Source organism: Streptomyces sp. NPDC126510 (assembly GCF_040302345.1).
Lineage (GTDB): Bacteria > Actinomycetota > Actinomycetes > Streptomycetales > Streptomycetaceae > Streptomyces.
Map to the genome: position 1 here is coordinate 209,485 of NZ_JBEORR010000010.1, position 15,247 is coordinate 224,731.

At 71.9% G+C, this 15,247-nt stretch carries 14 protein-coding genes and 1 riboswitch; of the genes, 8 read left to right on the plus strand and 6 right to left on the minus strand.

Features of this window, described 5'->3' with window-relative positions:
* Positions 1-4: 4 nt before the first annotated feature.
* Complete coding sequence (locus ABTX60_RS16685) at positions 5-1,246, minus strand: sugar ABC transporter substrate-binding protein (RefSeq protein ID WP_352097766.1); 1,242 nt, start codon at positions 1,244-1,246, stop codon at positions 5-7.
* Positions 1,247-1,374: 128 nt separating this feature from the next.
* Positions 1,375-2,397: a LacI family DNA-binding transcriptional regulator gene (locus ABTX60_RS16690; RefSeq protein WP_352097767.1), complete on the minus strand. Its 1,023-nt coding sequence runs from the start codon at positions 2,395-2,397 to the stop codon at positions 1,375-1,377.
* 354 nt (positions 2,398-2,751) lie between these two features.
* On the opposite strand from ABTX60_RS16690, the gene ABTX60_RS16695 reads away from it, so the two are divergent.
* A complete protein-coding gene (locus tag ABTX60_RS16695) occupies positions 2,752-6,405 on the plus strand; it encodes a LamG-like jellyroll fold domain-containing protein (RefSeq protein WP_352097768.1) in 3,654 nt (1,217 codons plus the stop codon).
* A 57-nt stretch (positions 6,406-6,462) separates the two neighbouring features.
* On the opposite strand, the gene folE is transcribed toward ABTX60_RS16695, so the two are convergent.
* Positions 6,463-7,065 (minus strand): GTP cyclohydrolase I, encoded by a 603-nt coding sequence (gene folE / locus ABTX60_RS16700; RefSeq protein ID WP_352097769.1) that lies wholly within the window; start codon positions 7,063-7,065, stop codon positions 6,463-6,465.
* A 162-nt stretch (positions 7,066-7,227) separates the two neighbouring features.
* Between folE and ABTX60_RS16705 the strand changes: the two genes are divergently transcribed.
* From ABTX60_RS16705 to ABTX60_RS16720, 4 genes are all read left to right on the plus strand, one after another.
* Entirely contained in the window at positions 7,228-7,980 is a 753-nt protein-coding gene (locus ABTX60_RS16705) for a helix-turn-helix transcriptional regulator (RefSeq protein WP_352097770.1), read from the plus strand.
* A 158-nt stretch (positions 7,981-8,138) separates the two neighbouring features.
* A complete protein-coding gene (locus ABTX60_RS16710; RefSeq protein WP_352097771.1) occupies positions 8,139-9,083 on the plus strand; it encodes an MIP/aquaporin family protein in 945 nt (314 codons plus the stop codon).
* Between the two features lie 133 nt (positions 9,084-9,216).
* Positions 9,217-9,612, plus strand: a complete 396-nt coding sequence (locus ABTX60_RS16715; RefSeq protein WP_352097772.1) for a cupin domain-containing protein — start codon at positions 9,217-9,219, stop codon at positions 9,610-9,612.
* Positions 9,613-9,644: 32 nt separating this feature from the next.
* The gene (locus tag ABTX60_RS16720) at positions 9,645-10,235 is read left to right on the plus strand and encodes a histidine phosphatase family protein (protein WP_352097773.1); all 591 of its coding nucleotides are present in this window, start codon (positions 9,645-9,647) and stop codon (positions 10,233-10,235) included.
* 28 nt (positions 10,236-10,263) lie between these two features.
* Here the strand turns inward: ABTX60_RS16720 and ABTX60_RS16725 are convergent, their stop codons facing one another.
* From ABTX60_RS16725 to ABTX60_RS16735, 3 genes are all read right to left on the minus strand, one after another.
* Complete coding sequence (locus tag ABTX60_RS16725) at positions 10,264-11,034, minus strand: CbtA family protein (protein WP_352097774.1); 771 nt, start codon at positions 11,032-11,034, stop codon at positions 10,264-10,266.
* A 21-nt stretch (positions 11,035-11,055) separates the two neighbouring features.
* On the minus strand, positions 11,056-11,277 hold the full coding sequence (locus ABTX60_RS16730; protein ID WP_352097775.1) for a CbtB domain-containing protein: 222 nt from the start codon (positions 11,275-11,277) through the stop codon (positions 11,056-11,058).
* Positions 11,278-11,313: 36 nt separating this feature from the next.
* A riboswitch (cobalamin riboswitch) is annotated at positions 11,314-11,464 on the minus strand.
* A 146-nt stretch (positions 11,465-11,610) separates the two neighbouring features.
* Positions 11,611-12,381: a UbiA family prenyltransferase gene (locus ABTX60_RS16735; protein ID WP_352097776.1), complete on the minus strand. Its 771-nt coding sequence runs from the start codon at positions 12,379-12,381 to the stop codon at positions 11,611-11,613.
* A gap of 136 nt (positions 12,382-12,517) precedes the next feature.
* On the opposite strand from ABTX60_RS16735, the gene ABTX60_RS16740 reads away from it, so the two are divergent.
* Genes ABTX60_RS16740 through ABTX60_RS16750 form a run of 3 tightly spaced genes read left to right on the plus strand, consistent with a single transcriptional unit; the run spans position 12,518 to position 15,202 of the window.
* Positions 12,518-13,654 carry a type III polyketide synthase gene (locus tag ABTX60_RS16740; protein WP_352097777.1) on the plus strand — a complete coding sequence of 379 codons (1,137 nt, stop codon included), beginning with the start codon at positions 12,518-12,520 and terminating at the stop codon, positions 13,652-13,654.
* A 4-nt stretch (positions 13,655-13,658) separates the two neighbouring features.
* Positions 13,659-14,174, plus strand: coding sequence for an isoprenylcysteine carboxyl methyltransferase family protein (locus ABTX60_RS16745; protein ID WP_352097778.1), 516 nt, complete (start codon positions 13,659-13,661; stop codon positions 14,172-14,174).
* The gene (locus ABTX60_RS16750) at positions 14,171-15,202 is read left to right on the plus strand and encodes an NAD(P)/FAD-dependent oxidoreductase (protein WP_352097779.1); all 1,032 of its coding nucleotides are present in this window, start codon (positions 14,171-14,173) and stop codon (positions 15,200-15,202) included. Before ABTX60_RS16745 ends, ABTX60_RS16750 begins: the two co-directional genes overlap by 4 nt.
* The last annotated feature ends 45 nt before the right edge of the window (positions 15,203-15,247 follow it).

Below are 15,247 nucleotides of genomic sequence, written 5' to 3' on the forward strand. Positions count from 1 at the left end.
CACATCACTTGACCGCGGCCTGCGCCGAGGTCAGCGCGTCCTTGGGCGACTTCGATCCGCTGAGGGCGGACTGCACGGCCTTCCACATCTGCTCGGAGATCTTGGGGTACTTGGTGCCCAGGTCGTCACTGGTACGTCCCTTGGCCGCCTTGACCGCGTCGACCCACGGCTTCAGCGCGGGGTCGGCCGCCACCTGCTTCTTCCGGACCTCTTCGGTGGGGGCGACGTAGGAGAGGGTGGTGTCGGTGTCGTACAGGTTGGTGGTGCTGGTCAGGCAGGCGGTGAGCTTGCTCGTGGTGGCGTAGCGGGCGGTGTCGCTCTGGACGGGGACGGTGACGAACTCGCCTCCCGTCGGGGCTGCGGCGCTGCCTCCGCCGGTGGCCGGGATGGGCAGGACGCCGTAGTCGAAGCCGGCCTTCTTGGCGGCCGCGAGTTGCCAGGTGCCGTTCTCGGCGAAGGCGTAGTCGCCGCTCGCGAACTCCTGCCAGCTGGTGGTCTGGGTGTTGTTGAGCACGGAGTTGGGGGCGTAGCCCTTGTCCAGCCAGTTCTTCCAGAGGGACAGCGCGGAGACGGCCGCGGGCGAGTCGAGGTCGGTCAGGGCGGCGCCGGATCCCCAGAACCAGGGCAGGAACTGGAAGCTGCCCTCCTCGGTGCCGATCGCGGAGAAGGTGATGCCCTTCTTCCCCGCCCTTTCGACCTCGGACAGGGCTGCTGTCAGCGACTTCCAGTCCTTGACGGAGGCGATGTCGACACCGGCCGCCTTCAGGACCTTCTTGTTGTAGTAGAGCGCGAGGGTGTTGGCGCCGATCGGGGTGCCGTAGGTCTTGCCGTCCGACTGGCCGGCCGCGAGAAGGTTGGGGTCCACGGCGGAGGTGTCGAGCTTGGTCTCGTCGGTCGTGGTGAGCACGCCCGCCTCGGCGAGGGTCGACACCACCGGGTTGTCGACGATGAGGACGTCCGGGGAGTTGCCCTGCTGGGCCGCGAGCAGCGTCTTGTTGGCCAGGTCGCTGGTGTCGAAACCGGTCCGCTTGACCTTCACACCGGCCTTGCTGCCGCAGGCGTCCAGCAGCTTCACCCACGCCGAGCCCTTGGCGAACTGCGGGTAGGGGTCCCAGATGGTGTAGGTGCCGCTGTCCGCGCCCTTGGTGTCGGTGCTCCCGGAGCCGGAGGAGCAGGCGGTGCCGGCCGCGGCGAGGACGGTCGACAGGGCCACTGCGGCGAGACGCCGTCTGGAGGAGCTGTGCATCGCGGGTTCCTTCGTTCTAGGCACAGGGGTGCCGTGGCGGGGGCGATGTGGGGGAAGCGGGCACACCGCAGGGAGGCGTTGCGGGGGTGTGCTCGAAGAAAGGGAGGGAGAGGGGCCGGGGACGGGGGTCAGGGCTGTGGGGAGCCGGTGGCGGGTCCGGTACTGGCCCGCAGCGAGATGGGGGGTGTCAGCAGATGGTGCCGAGCGGGGGCGCCGGGCTGGTCGAGCCGCTCCACGAGCAGTTCGACGGCGCGCCGGCCCAGTTCCTCCGCCGGTACGTCCGCGGCGGTGAGCTGCGGGGTCACCGTCTCCGCCCACCGGCTCGCCACCACCCCGGTGACGGAGAAGTCGCGCGGCACATGGCGGCCGGCCCGGGCCAGTCCTCGGTACAGACCGCCCAGCGCGGCCTCGTTCAGGGTGACCAGGGCGGTCGTGTCCGGGTCGTCGCGCAGGATGTGTTCCAGGCAGGCCTGGCCGGAGGCGGCGTCGTCCCCGCAGCAGTAGGTCCGCACGGTCAGTCCGCGTTCGGCCGCGGCCTTGGTGAAGCCGTCGAGGCCGCGGTGTGCCGACTCGTAACCCGCGCGCAGCAGTTGCTCGGGGCGGTTGACGAAGGCGACCCGTCGGTGGCCCAGGTCAGCGAGGTGGTGGACGCACGCCGCCGCCAGCGCGGTGTGGTCCAGGCCGACCCACCAGCCGCTCTCCGGATGGGCGGTGCGGCCGATGGCGACGGCAGGGAAGTCGAGGGCGGCGAGGTGATCGGCCCGGTCGTCCTCTAGCCGGATCTCCATCAGGATGGCGCCGTCGACCCGCCGCTCCCCCAGCAGCCGCTGGAAGGACCGGTCGCTGTCCACGCCGCTCGGTGACAGCAGCACGTCGTAGTCGTAGGCCGCGGCGGCCTCCACGACACTGCCGATGAAGTCCAGCTGCATGCCGGTGTAGTGGTTGCCGGCCGGCGGGAAGACGAGGCCGATGGTGCTGGTCCGCCCGTTGGCCAGGGCGCGGGCGCTGGCGCTCGGACGGTAGCCCAGTTCGTCGACGACCTGCTGGATCTTCCGGCGGGTGTCCTCCGAGACCGGGCGCTTGCCGCTGAGTGCGTAGGACACGGTGCTCCGCGAGACACCGGCACGCTTGGCGATCTCCCCGATGTTCACGGCATCTCCTGGCTCGTCGAACCGGTTCGCATGGCAGGAAGGTAGGAAGCGTCCCGACTCCTGTCAACACCTGGGACACACTTCGCTGGTCGGTCGGGCGCCAGCGCGGAATCCTCGTGTCACAGGCATTGCTGACCCGGGATGCCGGTGCTAGCTTCGCGAACCGGTTCGACGCATCGACCCGTTCGGTCGCGGTGAGACAGACCCTCATGCCCTCATCCGCGCACCGGCCTACCCGCCACCCGAGACGCACGCCGTTCCCTCGCACGCGCCACGGATCGAACCGGTTCGACGGACGCGCGGGCCGAACCGCTGCTCGACGAAGCGACGACACGACGACTGAGGACGCCATCCATGCCATCCGCTGACAGATTCACGCGGCGCCGGGCCCCGGCCGCCGTGGCGCTGACCCTCGGAGCGGGCCTGCTGGCCGCACCGGCCGCCCCGGCGCAGGCCGCCGAGGCACCGCAGCCCGCCGCGCACTACTCCTTCGACCAGGACGACCTCGCCTCCGGAAAGATCACCGACAGCTCCGGGAACGGCCTGACGGCGACCCTGGTGAACGTCTCCACCGCCCGCTCGGTCGACGGCACGGCCGGCGGAAAGGCGCTGTCCCTGCCCGGCGGAGCTCCCGCCTCCGACGGCGCGTACGTCCGCCTGCCCCGCCAGGTGCTCGCCGGCACGACCGACCTCACCGTCTCGGCCCGCGTGAGGTGGAGCGGCGACACGTCGCCCTGGCAGCGGATCTTCGACCTGGGCACGGACACCACCAAGTACCTCTTCAGCACGCCCTACAACGGCAGCGGGCTGTTCCAGACCTCGGTGACCACCGGTGGCGGGGGCGCGGAAGCCCAGGTGCGCGGTTATGCGAGCCTGCCCGCCGACGAGTGGAGGACGGTCACCGTCACCCTCGACACCACCGCCGGCCGGCTCACCACCTACCTCGACGGCGTGGCGGTCTCCTCCTCGGCGACCGGCATCAAGGCGGGAGATCTGCTGGACGGTTCGGCCACCGCCGCCGGGTACATAGGCAAGTCCCTCTACCCGGACCCGCTGCTCCGGGGCGCGATCGACGACTTCACCGTGTGGCACGCGGCACTGAGCCCCGAGCAGGTGGCCGGTACGGTCGGTGCCGTGCCGACCCTCCAGGAACTCTCACGGACGTCGTTCGAGGTCCGTACCACCACCGGGACCGCCCCCTCCCTGCCCGCCGCCGTCCGTGCCTCGTTCTCCGACGGCTACGACCGCGACACGCCCGTCACCTGGGATGCCGTGCCCTCCGACGAGTACGCCGCGCCGGGCACCTTCACGGTCGCCGGAACCGCGGCCGGGCGCGCGGTGAAGGGCACCGTCACCGTGGTCCGCGAGGGGGAGCTCACCGTCGACCTCGGCTCGGACACCGGCGCGTTCCACGGCGGCGCCTCCGGCACCCTCTACGGCGTGTACGGGCCGGACGTCCCCACCAACAACCTCATGGAGGGCATGGGCCTGCGCACGGTCTCCACCAAGGCGCAGGACGGCCCGCAGCACCCCGGCGCCGACGCCCTGGAGGTGGTGAAGCCGCTCGCCGACTCCACCGACGGGGACGTGTACATCTACATGACCGACATCCACCGCGGCTTCCCGTACCAGTGGCCGGGCGACACCCCCGCGGAGAAGCTGAAGCTCTACAAGGAGAAGATCGCCCAGCAGGTCGACCAGGTCCTGAAGCTGCCGAAGCAGTACCAGGACAACATCGTCTTCGTGCCGTTCAACGAGCCCGAGGGCAACATGTTCGGCACCGGCGAGTGGAGCTACGACAAAGTCAGCTGGCTGAACGACCCCGACGACTACTTCACCGCCTGGGACGACGCGTACCAGCTCATCAAAGGCCGGATGCCCGGCGCCCGCATCGCCGGGCCCAACACCAGCGTCCTGTACGACCAGGTGAAGGGCTTCCTCACCCACACCCTCGCGGCCGGCACGCTCCCGGACGTCATCACCTGGCACGAGCTGAGCCACCCCGAGGCGGTGCGCCAGAGCGTCGCCAAGTACCGGGCCTGGGAGAAGGACCTGTTCCAGGGCACCGACCGCCAGGGCACCCAACTCCCGATCAACATCAACGAGTACGCGTTCAACTACCACACCTCGGTGCCGGGCCAGATGATCCAGTGGGTGTCCGCGATCGAGGAGTCGAAGGTCGACGCCGACATCGCGTACTGGAACATCGACGGCAACCTGTCCGACTCCGCGGTGCAGTCGAACCGCGGCAACGGCCAGTGGTGGCTGCTGAACTCGTACGCCTCGATGAGCGGTCACACGGTGAAGGTGACCCCGCCGTTCCCGGGCGAGAACTACACCATGCAGGGCGTCGCCACCCTCGACGAGAAGAGGAAGCAGTCCCGGCTGATCTTCGGTGGCTCCACCGGCAAGGGTCACGTCACCTTCGCCGGGGTCCCGGAGAAGGTGTTCGGCAAGCGGGTGCACGCCTGGGTGCGGGAGATCGAGTGGAGCGGGCAGGTCGGCGATTCGTCCGGCCCGAAGCTCCTCGCCGAGACGAACCTGACGGTCGGCGGCGACGGCACGGTCGCCCTCGACTTCGGCGACGGCACCCTGCCGAAACTGAAGGAGTCCTCGGCCTACGAGGTCGTCCTCAGTCCGGCCGGCGAGGCGAAGGGCACCCAGGCATCTCCCGTGCGCTGGCAGTCCTCGTACGAGGCCGAGGACGCCGCGCACACCGGCTCCGGCTGGTCGAAGAACGGCCCCGAGGGCTCACCCCGCGACGTGTCGAAGTTCTACACCTCCGGCGGCTACGACGTCGGCGGCCTGCGCACCGGCTCGGACGTCGCACTCGACTTCACCGTGGACGTGCCCGAGGACGGCACCTACGACCTGAGCGTCTTCGCCAACTCCCTCAACACCTACGACAAGGTCGAGGAGCAGGGCCCCACCAACGTCTTCCTGCGCGTGGACGGCAAGGCATCCGGCGAACAGGAACTGCACCTGCCGCTCGGCTACAAGTGGGTCGTCTGGGACCACACCGACACCAAGGTGAAACTGACCAAGGGCAAGCACACCCTGACGCTCGCCGCGAAGAGCGCCGACGGCAAGCGCGTGACCAAGGGCGACGCCATCGTCGACCGCCTGACCCTCTCCCTCCCCCGCGCGTCGGCGGACACACGGGTGTACGAAGGCGAACTGGCGTGGCCGGCAGGCGGGGCACGCCCGGTGTACGACCTTCCGAAGCCGGCAGCCACCGGCTCGGGCGCGGTCCGCCTCGCGAAGGACCAGAGCGCGACGTTCTGGGTCTACTCACCGGCCGACCGCGAGGCCACCCTCCGGGTCGACACCCTCGGCGGGACGGGCGCCCAGGTCTCCGTCAACGGCCACGACGTCCTGCGCCTGGCCAAGGGCCGGACCAGTGCGGCGGTCTCCCTCTCCGGCGGCGTCAACAAGGTGACGGTGACCGGTGGTCCGGCCACGACCCTCGTCGACCGCCTCACGGTCACCCCGACCGAGGGCGCGCTGCCGGCACGCACCTACGAAGCCGGGGACGCCGCCCTCGCCGGATCGGCCACGCTCGCCCCGCTCTCGCTCGCCACCGGCGGCACGGCGATCACGGGTATCGGCGGGGCCCCCGGCAACGGCAACACCGCGACCTTCACCGTCACGGCCGACCGGGCCGGCCTGTACGCGCTGCGCGTCCGCTACTCCAACCCCGAACAGTCGGAGGCCACGCACTACAACCCCGACCCGCTCGCCCGCCACGCCGACATCAGCGTCAACGGCGGCCCGGCACATCGCGTCGGCTTCCCGCACAGCTTCCACCAGAACAACTTCTGGGAGCTGACCGTCCCGGTACAGCTGAAGAAGGGCAAGAACACGATCGGCTTCCGCTCCGAGGAACTGCCGAACTTCGACGGCACCACCTACGCCTCGGACACCTTCCCCGGCGTGCTGCTCCGCTCCCGCTACGCGCCGCTGATCGACCGGATCACCGTCGCGCCCTACGCGCGAGAGGTGCGATGACCCGCTGACGCGCGGCGCCCGGAACCGTCCCCGACGGTCCCGGGCACCCCGCCGCGCTCACTTGGCCACCCCCGTCAGAGCGAGGAACTCGCCGCGGGAGCGGGCGTCGGAGCGCAGGAGACCGAGCAGGGTCGAGGTCAGGGTGTCGGAGCCGGTGGCCTGTACACCGCGCAGCGTCATGCAGGAGTGCTCGGCCTCGATGACCACACCGACGCCCTTGGGCTCCAGATGGACCTGCAGCCAGTCGGCGACCTGCTTGGTCAGGCGCTCCTGGACCTGGGGACGGCAGGCGAAGTGCTCGACGACGCGGGCCAGCTTGGACAGGCCCAGGATGCGGGCGCCGGGCAGATAGCCGACGTGCGCGGTGCCGACCACCGGCAGCAGATGGTGCTCGCAGACGGTGCGGACCGGAATGCGCCGGGCGAGGACGAGTTCGTCGTAACCCTCGTCGTTGGGGAACGTCGTCAGGTCGAAGGGGCGCGGGCTGAAGAGTTCGGCGTAGGCGCGGGCCATCCGGCCGGGCGTGCCGCGCAGGCTCTCCGAAGCCGTGGAGATGCCGAGGGCCTCCAGGAACCGGCCTGCCGCGGCCTCGGCGGCGGCCAGATCGATCCCGTCGGTTTCGTGGACCACCCGCAGGGCGGGCCGCACGGGTGCCGTCATGCCGGCTGCCTCCGATGCCGAGTGCGGTGAGAACGGGACCATGGTGACCTCCAAGAGTTTCACCAACAAGTTTTTCCTTTATTCCACGCCATCGTCAAGGCTTGCAGACCACAGAGCCCGAACTGCCCTCGCTCCCACAGGTGTGGGAGTTACCGTGGTCGTGTGGCTTCCGACCCGCCCGCGCCGGCCGATCCGGCCGACAGCGCCATCGACTCCGTCAGCGTCCTGAGCGAGGACTCGCGCCGGCGCATGTTCGCCTTCATCCGGCGGGCCCGGCACCCCGTCACCCGCGACGAGGCCGCCGCCAGCGTCGGCATCTCCCGCAAACTCGCCGCCTTCCACCTCGACAAGCTGGTCGACGCCGGCCTGCTGCGCGCCCGCTACGGAGCGCCGGGCGGGACCCGCAAGGTCGGCAGGCAGCCGAAGGTGTACGAGCCCACCGGCGCCCAGATCACCGTGAACATCCCCGACCGGCGGCACGAGCTGCTGGCCGACCTGCTCCTGGACGCCGTCCTGACCGAGCAGACCGGCGAGGACGCCGCGCAGGCCGCGATGCGCGTCGCGCGGCAGCGCGGCCGGCAGGTGGGCGAGGCCGCACGGCACGAGACCCGCCCGGGCCGGCTCGGCCCCGAGCGCGGGCTGACCACCTGCGAGGGCCTGCTGGACCAGTACGGCTACGAGCCGGTGCGGGAAACCCCGACACGGATCCGGCTGCGCAACTGCCCCTTCCATCCGCTGGCCGCCAGGGCGCCGGATCTGGTGTGCGGCATGAACCAGGCGTTCCTCAGCGGCTACCTCGAGGGGCTCGAGGTCAACGGGGTCGGCGCGGTGCCGGCGCCGGAACCCGGGGAGTGCTGCGTCCGGCTCGGTTCCGAGGACAGCGAGTCGGCCGAGGAGACACCCCCGGGCCCTTGAGGGTCGTCGGAGTCGCACACCGCTGCTCGTCGCTCGTTCGGCGGGCACGGTGAGCGAGCCGCCAGAGGGTCTCCTGCGGTTGCCGCGGGCCATGCGCCGGGTTACCACGTGATTACCAGGCGTCACACGCGACCGCAGCGAACCCAGGGAGAAATCACATGGCAGTGGAGATCAAGCCTCTGGTGAAACCCTCCAGGCTCAGACGTCGCGCCGGCTTGGCGGGCGAGTGCCTGGCGGAGTTCCTCGGGACGTTCGTCCTCATCTCCTTCGGGTGCGGCGTGGTGGCGATGACGGTGGCGGCCCTGCCCGGCTCGGGCCGTACCGAGGGGCCCACCATCTTCTTCCTCGGCGCCGGGGACTGGCTCCTGATCACCTGGGGCTGGTGCATGGCCGTGATCCTCGGCATCTATGTGGCCGGCGGCGTCAGCGGAGCGCACATCAACCCGGCGGTCACCCTGGCCTTCGCCGTCCGCCGTAAGTTCCCCTGGGTCAAGGTCCTGCCCTACTGGGTGTCCCAGGTGGCCGGCGCCCTGGCGGGGGCGGCCCTGGTCTACGCCGTGTACCACGACGCCATCAACGCGTTCGACGCCGCCTTCAAGGGGCCGAAGACCGACGGAAAGACCCTCGCCTCTTTCTCGATCTTCGCGACGTTCCCGGCGCCGTACTTCAACGGAGGCATCTGGGGTCCGCTGATCGACCAGATCGTCGGCACCGCCTTCCTGGTCATGCTGGTCGTGGCGATCATCGACCTGCGCAACACCGCCGTGAAGGCGAATCTCGGCCCGCTGGTGATCGGCTTCGTCGTGGCGGCCATCGGCATGTCCTTCGGGGCGAACGCCGGATACGCCATCAACCCGGCCCGCGACTTCGGCCCGCGCCTGTTCACCTGGATGGCGGGATGGGACGGATTGGCCTTCCCCGGCAGTCTGGCCGGGGCGTTCAGCGACTACTGGTGGATCCCGATCGTCGGACCGCTCGTCGGCGGTGTGATCGGCGTCCTGGTGTACGACCTCTTCATCGGCGACGTACTGCACGCCCGCGCGCAACAGGGCGAGGCACCGGAGCCCGGTCGGACGCGCCCCACCACCTCCGACGACGAGTGAGCGCGCATCGGCCGCGGCCGGGACCGCGGCCGATGCTAAATTCATCCGGGCGTCCGCCCGTGAGAGGTGCGGATCGCCCGCCGTACAGGTGAATCGGCCCAGGGCAGGCCCGAATCGGATGGTGGCACGATCCATGACTGACCCGGAGGAGCTCTCCGCGGCCGACACCCCTCTTCCGCGGATCCTCGGCAATACCGGGTCGCTCGCCGCGGCCGAACCGGAGGCGACCGGCGCTCTGTGGCGGCTGGCCGAACCCGGCCGGCAGCTGGACGCCAACCTCGTCCGCGTCCCGCCCGAGGGGTCCATCGACGCCCACGCCGAACCCGACCTCGACGTCCTGCTGCTCGTCGTCTCGGGGGACGGCACGCTCGGCTCCGCGGCCGGGCCGCACCCGGTGGAGCCCGGCAGCCTGGTCTGGCTGCCGCACGGCAGCGTGCGCAGCGTGACCGCGGGCGCGGACGGCCTGTCGTACGTGACGGTCCACCGCCGCCGCCCGGGCATGCAGATCCAGGGCCGGCCGCGGACGTGACCTCGGTGCCGGGCAGGGGGGGGCACGGACGGATGACCAGCCGAGTCGTCCTCGTCTCTCCCGCGATGAACCGCTCGCTGCGGCAGGCCCGTTTCGACGACGGGGGCGCGCTCGACGAGGGCGGGCGGGAGCGGGCCTCGGCGGCGGCCGGGTCGCTGCCCCGGGCCGCCCGGGTGGTCGTCTCCCCCAGTGCGCGCTGCCGGCAGACCGCCGGGGCGCTCGGTCTGGACGGGGTCGAGGAGGCCGGGCTCACGGGGCTGAATGTGGGGCGGTGGCGCGGCCGGACCCTCGACGAGGTGGCCGTCGCCGAACCGGAGGCGGTGGGGCGGTGGCTGACCGATCCCTCCAGCGCACCCCACGGCGGGGAATCGGTACGGGACGCATGTGCGCGGGTCGCCCACTGGCTGGACGGCCTCCGCGAGACGGACGGGCGCACGCTCGCCGTGGTCGAGCCGGACGTCGTACGGGCGGCCGTGGTTCACGCCCTGGGCCTGCCGACGGCGGGATTTCGGCGGCTGGACGTGCCGCCGCTGACTGCGACGGAACTCAGCGGGCGGGCCGGGCGCTGGAACCTGCGGCTCGGGCGCCCGCTGGACGTGCCGGAAGCCGGCGCGGAGCACTGAGTCGCGCCGGCTCTCCGGGAACGCTGCTTCAGGCAGGCCGTCGGGGTGCGGCGACCGGCCGGGCCGGGGCTGTGGACGTCGCGGGCCCGGGGGTCGGCAACCGCTCGGCCAACTCGCCGAAGAGCAGCCCGAATCCGGACCAGAGGGTGGTCTGGACGGCCAGCGCGCAGAGGCGGAACCGCCACAGCACGGTGGCTGGGAAGCCGGCGGGAACCTCGTCGACGGCGGGCAGGAACGCGTACGCGAGCCCGATCGCGAGAACGAACGCGGCCACCGCGGCGACCGTCGCCCACCAGGTGCCCAGGCCCCGCGCGAGGCGCTTGCCGAGGAGGGTGGCGGCGATCGCCAGCAGGACGCCGAGCAGCATCATCAGGAAGTACAGGGTGGTCCGACGGCCGATCGTGTCGGGGTCGCCGACGGCCGGCGGGTTGGCCGGATACTTCAGGAACGGTACGACGTAGACGGCGAGCAGAGCGCCACCGGACAGCAGCAGCGCGGTGGCCCGGGGACTGAAGCGGCCCACCCGGCCGAGCGCGAAACAGTAGGCCAGAGCCGCGATACCGCCGAAGGCGACCCCGTAGAGGAGGACGCCGGTGGCCAGGCCGGCGGTGGACTGCAGGCCGCGGGAGACGAGTTCGGCCTCGTGCCCGTGAGCGGGGGCATGGGCCTCTTCGAAGCCGATCGCCCGGTCGACGAGCGGTTCACCGAGGAAGTAGGCGACGGCCAGGGCGAATACGCCGGCGGCGAGACCGGCGAGCATGCCGCGCACGAGCAGGTTTCTCACCAGGGTGGAGTTCATGAGGGATGCGGCTCCGCGGCGTCAGTGGCAGGGGAAGCCGAGCAGGTGGCGTGCGTCGTGCACCCACTCGTGGACGTCCTCGCCGGAGACGACGGAGGTGGCGCCCTGCTCGGCGCCGACGAAGTAGAGCAGGACCAGCATCAGGACGCCGAAGAAGACCGCCCAGGGGACGATCGCGCCGATCGGCAGCTTGGCGGGGAGGGCGGGAGTGGTGTCGGTCGGCTGGGCGACATGCTGCGCCATGGCGGGTCCTCCTCGGGGAGCTCGCGTCCCCTGTCGGTGGTGCACGGGACGACGGCTACGGGTCTGACTCGCCCCGTCCCGTTTCGGGGAGGGAGCACACAGTGGCGCGACCGTGCCGGATTCCCACCGGCTTCCGTCCTGCCGTCGTCGATTCGCACCGACCGTACCGCTCGGCCGGTACATGACCAATGCCCAGGCGTGAAGCCGAGGTCGGCTCTCACCGAACGCTTACCTGCGACCGAACACAAGTATCGACGGTGACATGACGGCGCCCTACGGCCCGGCCGGCAGGACACGAACTTCCGCGTGGGCTGCTGAGCGGACCTTCGACGCCTACGACATGTCCGGGCCGCGCAGGAGGAGTTGGGTCACGGCCAGGCCCGCGACGATGACAGCCGCCCGGAACGGCCACCGGCTGCGGTCGTCGACGGGCAGGGTCGTGCCCGCGACCGACACGACGACGGCCGCCCCCGCCAGAACCCAGCCCGGGCGCCCCACGCCTCCGGGCGGGCCGGTGACGAGCACGCAGACGGCGGCGAGCATCAGGGACGGCGCCAGCCATCGGCAGGCTCCGCGGCCCAGCCTCTGCGGGAGGCCGCGCACCCCGGTCGCGAGATCGTCCCGGATGTCCGGAAGCACGTTGACCAGGTGCGCCCCCACCCCCAGCAGGGCCCCGGCCGCCATCGCCCACCAGGCGGGCCAGGACGGCGAGGGCAGGCCGAGGGTGACGAACGCCGGCAGCAGACCGAAGGCGACGGCGTAGGGCAGCGGGGAGAGCGGCGTGCGTTTGAACAGCAGGTTGTAGCTCCAGGCGGTGGCGACCGCGGCGAAGTGCGCCACTCCTGCGAGAGCGCCGCTCAGCAGGGACAGCGGCACGCACAGGCCCAGGGCCGTCCCGGCTGCGACGGCCGCGGCCCGGAGCGGCAGTTCGCCGGTGGCCACCGGCTTGTCGCTGCGCCCGCAGAACGCGTCGCGCCGGGCGTCGGCCGCGTCGTTGCACCAGCCCACCGAGAGCTGGCCCACCAGCACGGCTGCCGCCACCTCGGCCGCACCCGCCGCGCCCCGGCCGGCCGCGACGGCCAGCACGGTCGCGAACGCTGTCACGGCGAGCGCCGGTTCCAGGTGGCAGGAACGCAACAGCGCCGGAACGCGGCGTGTCGCTCGGGAGAGGACCGGTGACGGGTGTAGAGACACACAGGCAAGATAAATGGGCAAAGAGGGCGAGAGAGGCACTGTCGATATGCGTGTCCCTGTGACGGCCGAAGACCTCCCCGCCTCACCGGGCACGGTGCGCGGGAAGGCCCGGCTCCCTGCGGGGACCACGATCACGGCGGTCCACACGGCGCTGCCCGCGCACCGCTACGCCCAGGACGACCTCACCGAACCGATCGGCGATCTGTGCCTGGCGCCGGGAGCCGACCGCGCCCTGCTGCGCCGCCTGCACGCGTCCGCCGGGGTCCGCGCCCGGCACCTCGCGCTGCCGATCGCCCGGTACGCCGCCCTGCGCGACTTCGGGCAGGCCAACGACGCCTGGATGGCGGCGGGTCTGGAGCTGGGCGAAGAGGCCATCGCCGGCGCGCTGAAGGAAGCGGGACTCGAACCGGCCGATGTCGACCTCCTGGTGTGCACCTCCGTCACCGGCATCGCCGCCCCCTCGCTCGATGCCCGGCTGGCCGGACGTCTGGGCATGCGGCCCGACGTCAAGAGGGTGCCCGTGTTCGGACTGGGGTGTGTGGCGGGCGCGGCCGGTCTGGCCCGGCTGCACGACTATCTGCGTGGGCATCCCGGTGGCACGGCCGTGCTGCTCGCCGTCGAACTGTGCTCACTGACCCTTCAGCGACGGGACGACTCCCAGGCCAACCTCGTGGCCGGCGCCCTGTTCGGGGACGGCGCCGCCGCACTCGTCGCTCGCGCCGGCACACCCGCCGGGCCGCGGGCCTCCGGCCCCACCGTGGTCGCCACGCGCAGCAGGCTGTATCCGGACACCGAGCAACTGCTCGGCTGGAGCATCGGCACGACCGGGTTCCGCGTGGTGATCGGTGCCGGCATCCCGGGCATCGTACGGAGCCACTTCGGTCGGCATCTGCGTGGTTTCCTGGCCGAGTACGGCCTCACCGTCGAGGACATCGGCACCTGGGTGTGCCATCCGGGAGGGCCCAAGGTGCTCTCCGCCGTCGCCGACACCCTTGATCTGCCGGACAACGCCCTGGCACCGGCGTGGAACTCGCTGGCGGCCGTGGGGAACATGTCCTCCGTCTCCGTCCTGCACATCCTGCAGACCGTCCGGGAATCCGCCAGGCCCGAGCCCGGCAGCTGGGGCCTGCTCATGGCGATGGGCCCCGGGTTCTGCTCCGAACTCGTCCTGCTGCGCTGGTGACCTCATGACGTGGTACGTCCTTCTCCTCCTGGCCATCGGCGCCGAACGCCTCGCCGAACTGGTCGTGGCCCGGCGCAACGCGTCCTGGACCCTGGCCCGCGCCGGCGTCGAGCACGGCCGCGGCCACTACCCGGCCATGGTCGCCCTGCACACCGGCCTGCTCGTGTGCTGCCTTCTCGAACCCGCCCTGGCCGGCCGGCCTTTCGTGCCCGCGCTCGGCTGGCCCATGCTCGCCCTCGTGATGTCGGCCCAGGCGTTGCGCTGGTGGTGCGTCATGACGCTCGGGCCGTACTGGAACACCCGGGTCATCGTCGTCCCCGGGGCGCGTCCGATCGGCACCGGGCCCTACCGGTTCCTGCGCCACCCCAACTACGTGGCCGTCGTCGTGGAGATCGCCGCCCTGCCGCTGGTGCACTGCGCGTGGCTGACCGCGCTGGCGTTCACCGTGGCCAACGCCTGGCTGCTGACCGTCCGCATCCGCTGCGAGAACGCCGCCCTCCCCCGGGCCGTGCCCGCATGAGCGCCACCCTCGACATGGTGATCGCCGGAGGCGGGCCCGCGGGGCTGGCGACCGCTCTGCACGCCGCACGCGCCGGCTTCGACGTCGTCGTCGCCGAGCCCCGCCCCGCGCCGGTCGACAAGGCCTGCGGCGAGGGCCTGATGCCCGGCGCCGTGCGAGCCCTCTCCGCCCTCGGTCTGGAGGTCCCCGGCCGGCCGATCACCGGCATCCGCTACATCCAGGGGCACCGTACGGCCCAGGCGGATTTCCGGCAGGGCCCGGGCCTCGGCGCACGCCGCACCGGCCTGCACGACGCCCTGCACCGGGCCGTCACCGACGCCGGGGTGCCCGTACTGCCCCTCCGCGTCGACGCAGTACGGCAGGACGACACGGGCGTGACCGTGCCGGGCACGGGTCTGCGCGCCCGGTGGCTCGTGGCCGCGGACGGGCTGCACTCGCCGGTGCGCCGGTCGCTCGGGCTGGAGATGAGGACCCGGGGCGAACCCAGGTACGGACTGCGACGGCACTACGCGGTGCCGCCGTGGGCGTCCTACGTCGAGGTGCACTGGGGGCCCGACGGGGAGGCGTACGTCACGCCGTTGGGCCCCTCACTGCTCGGCGTGGCGCTCCTGACGTCCCGGCGCGGCTCCTTCGACACCCGGCTGGCGGCCTTTCCCGAGCTGGCCGCCCGCCTGCCCCCGACGGCGGCCGTGACCGCGGTGCGGGGCGCGGGGCCGCTGCGCCAGCGGGTGCGCACCCGCTTCCACGGCCGGGTGCTGCTCGTCGGTGACGCCGCCGGCTACATCGACGCCCTCACCGGCGAAGGCATCTCCCTGGCCCTCACGGGCGCACAGGCCCTCGTCACGAACGTGCGCCGCGGAACGCCGGACCGCTACGAGGCCGACTGGAACCGTGCCACCCGCCGGCACCGGCTGCTGACCGACCTCCTGGTGAGGGTCCGCCGGCGGCCCGCGCTCGCACCACTCATCATGCCCACCGCGGCGCGCCTGCCACGGGTGTTCGCGGCGGCGGTGAACGCACTGGCGTAGCGCTTGCCGCCTTCACCGCCGGCGCCGAGGCGGCCACCCATGGCC

Coding starts and splice junctions, on each gene's coding strand:
- ABTX60_RS16685 (WP_352097766.1), bottom strand. CDS start 1,246: ATGCACAGCTCCTCCAGACGGCGTCTCGCCGCAGTGGCCCTGTCGACC.
- ABTX60_RS16695 (WP_352097768.1), top strand. CDS start 2,752: ATGCCATCCGCTGACAGATTCACGCGGCGCCGGGCCCCGGCCGCCGTG.
- folE (WP_352097769.1), bottom strand. CDS start 7,065: ATGACGGCACCCGTGCGGCCCGCCCTGCGGGTGGTCCACGAAACCGAC.
- ABTX60_RS16710 (WP_352097771.1), top strand. CDS start 8,139: ATGGCAGTGGAGATCAAGCCTCTGGTGAAACCCTCCAGGCTCAGACGT.
- ABTX60_RS16715 (WP_352097772.1), top strand. CDS start 9,217: ATGACTGACCCGGAGGAGCTCTCCGCGGCCGACACCCCTCTTCCGCGG.
- ABTX60_RS16720 (WP_352097773.1), top strand. CDS start 9,645: ATGACCAGCCGAGTCGTCCTCGTCTCTCCCGCGATGAACCGCTCGCTG.
- ABTX60_RS16725 (WP_352097774.1), bottom strand. CDS start 11,034: ATGAACTCCACCCTGGTGAGAAACCTGCTCGTGCGCGGCATGCTCGCC.
- ABTX60_RS16730 (WP_352097775.1), bottom strand. CDS start 11,277: ATGGCGCAGCATGTCGCCCAGCCGACCGACACCACTCCCGCCCTCCCC.
- ABTX60_RS16740 (WP_352097777.1), top strand. CDS start 12,518: ATGCGTGTCCCTGTGACGGCCGAAGACCTCCCCGCCTCACCGGGCACG.
- ABTX60_RS16745 (WP_352097778.1), top strand. CDS start 13,659: ATGACGTGGTACGTCCTTCTCCTCCTGGCCATCGGCGCCGAACGCCTC.
- ABTX60_RS16750 (WP_352097779.1), top strand. CDS start 14,171: ATGAGCGCCACCCTCGACATGGTGATCGCCGGAGGCGGGCCCGCGGGG.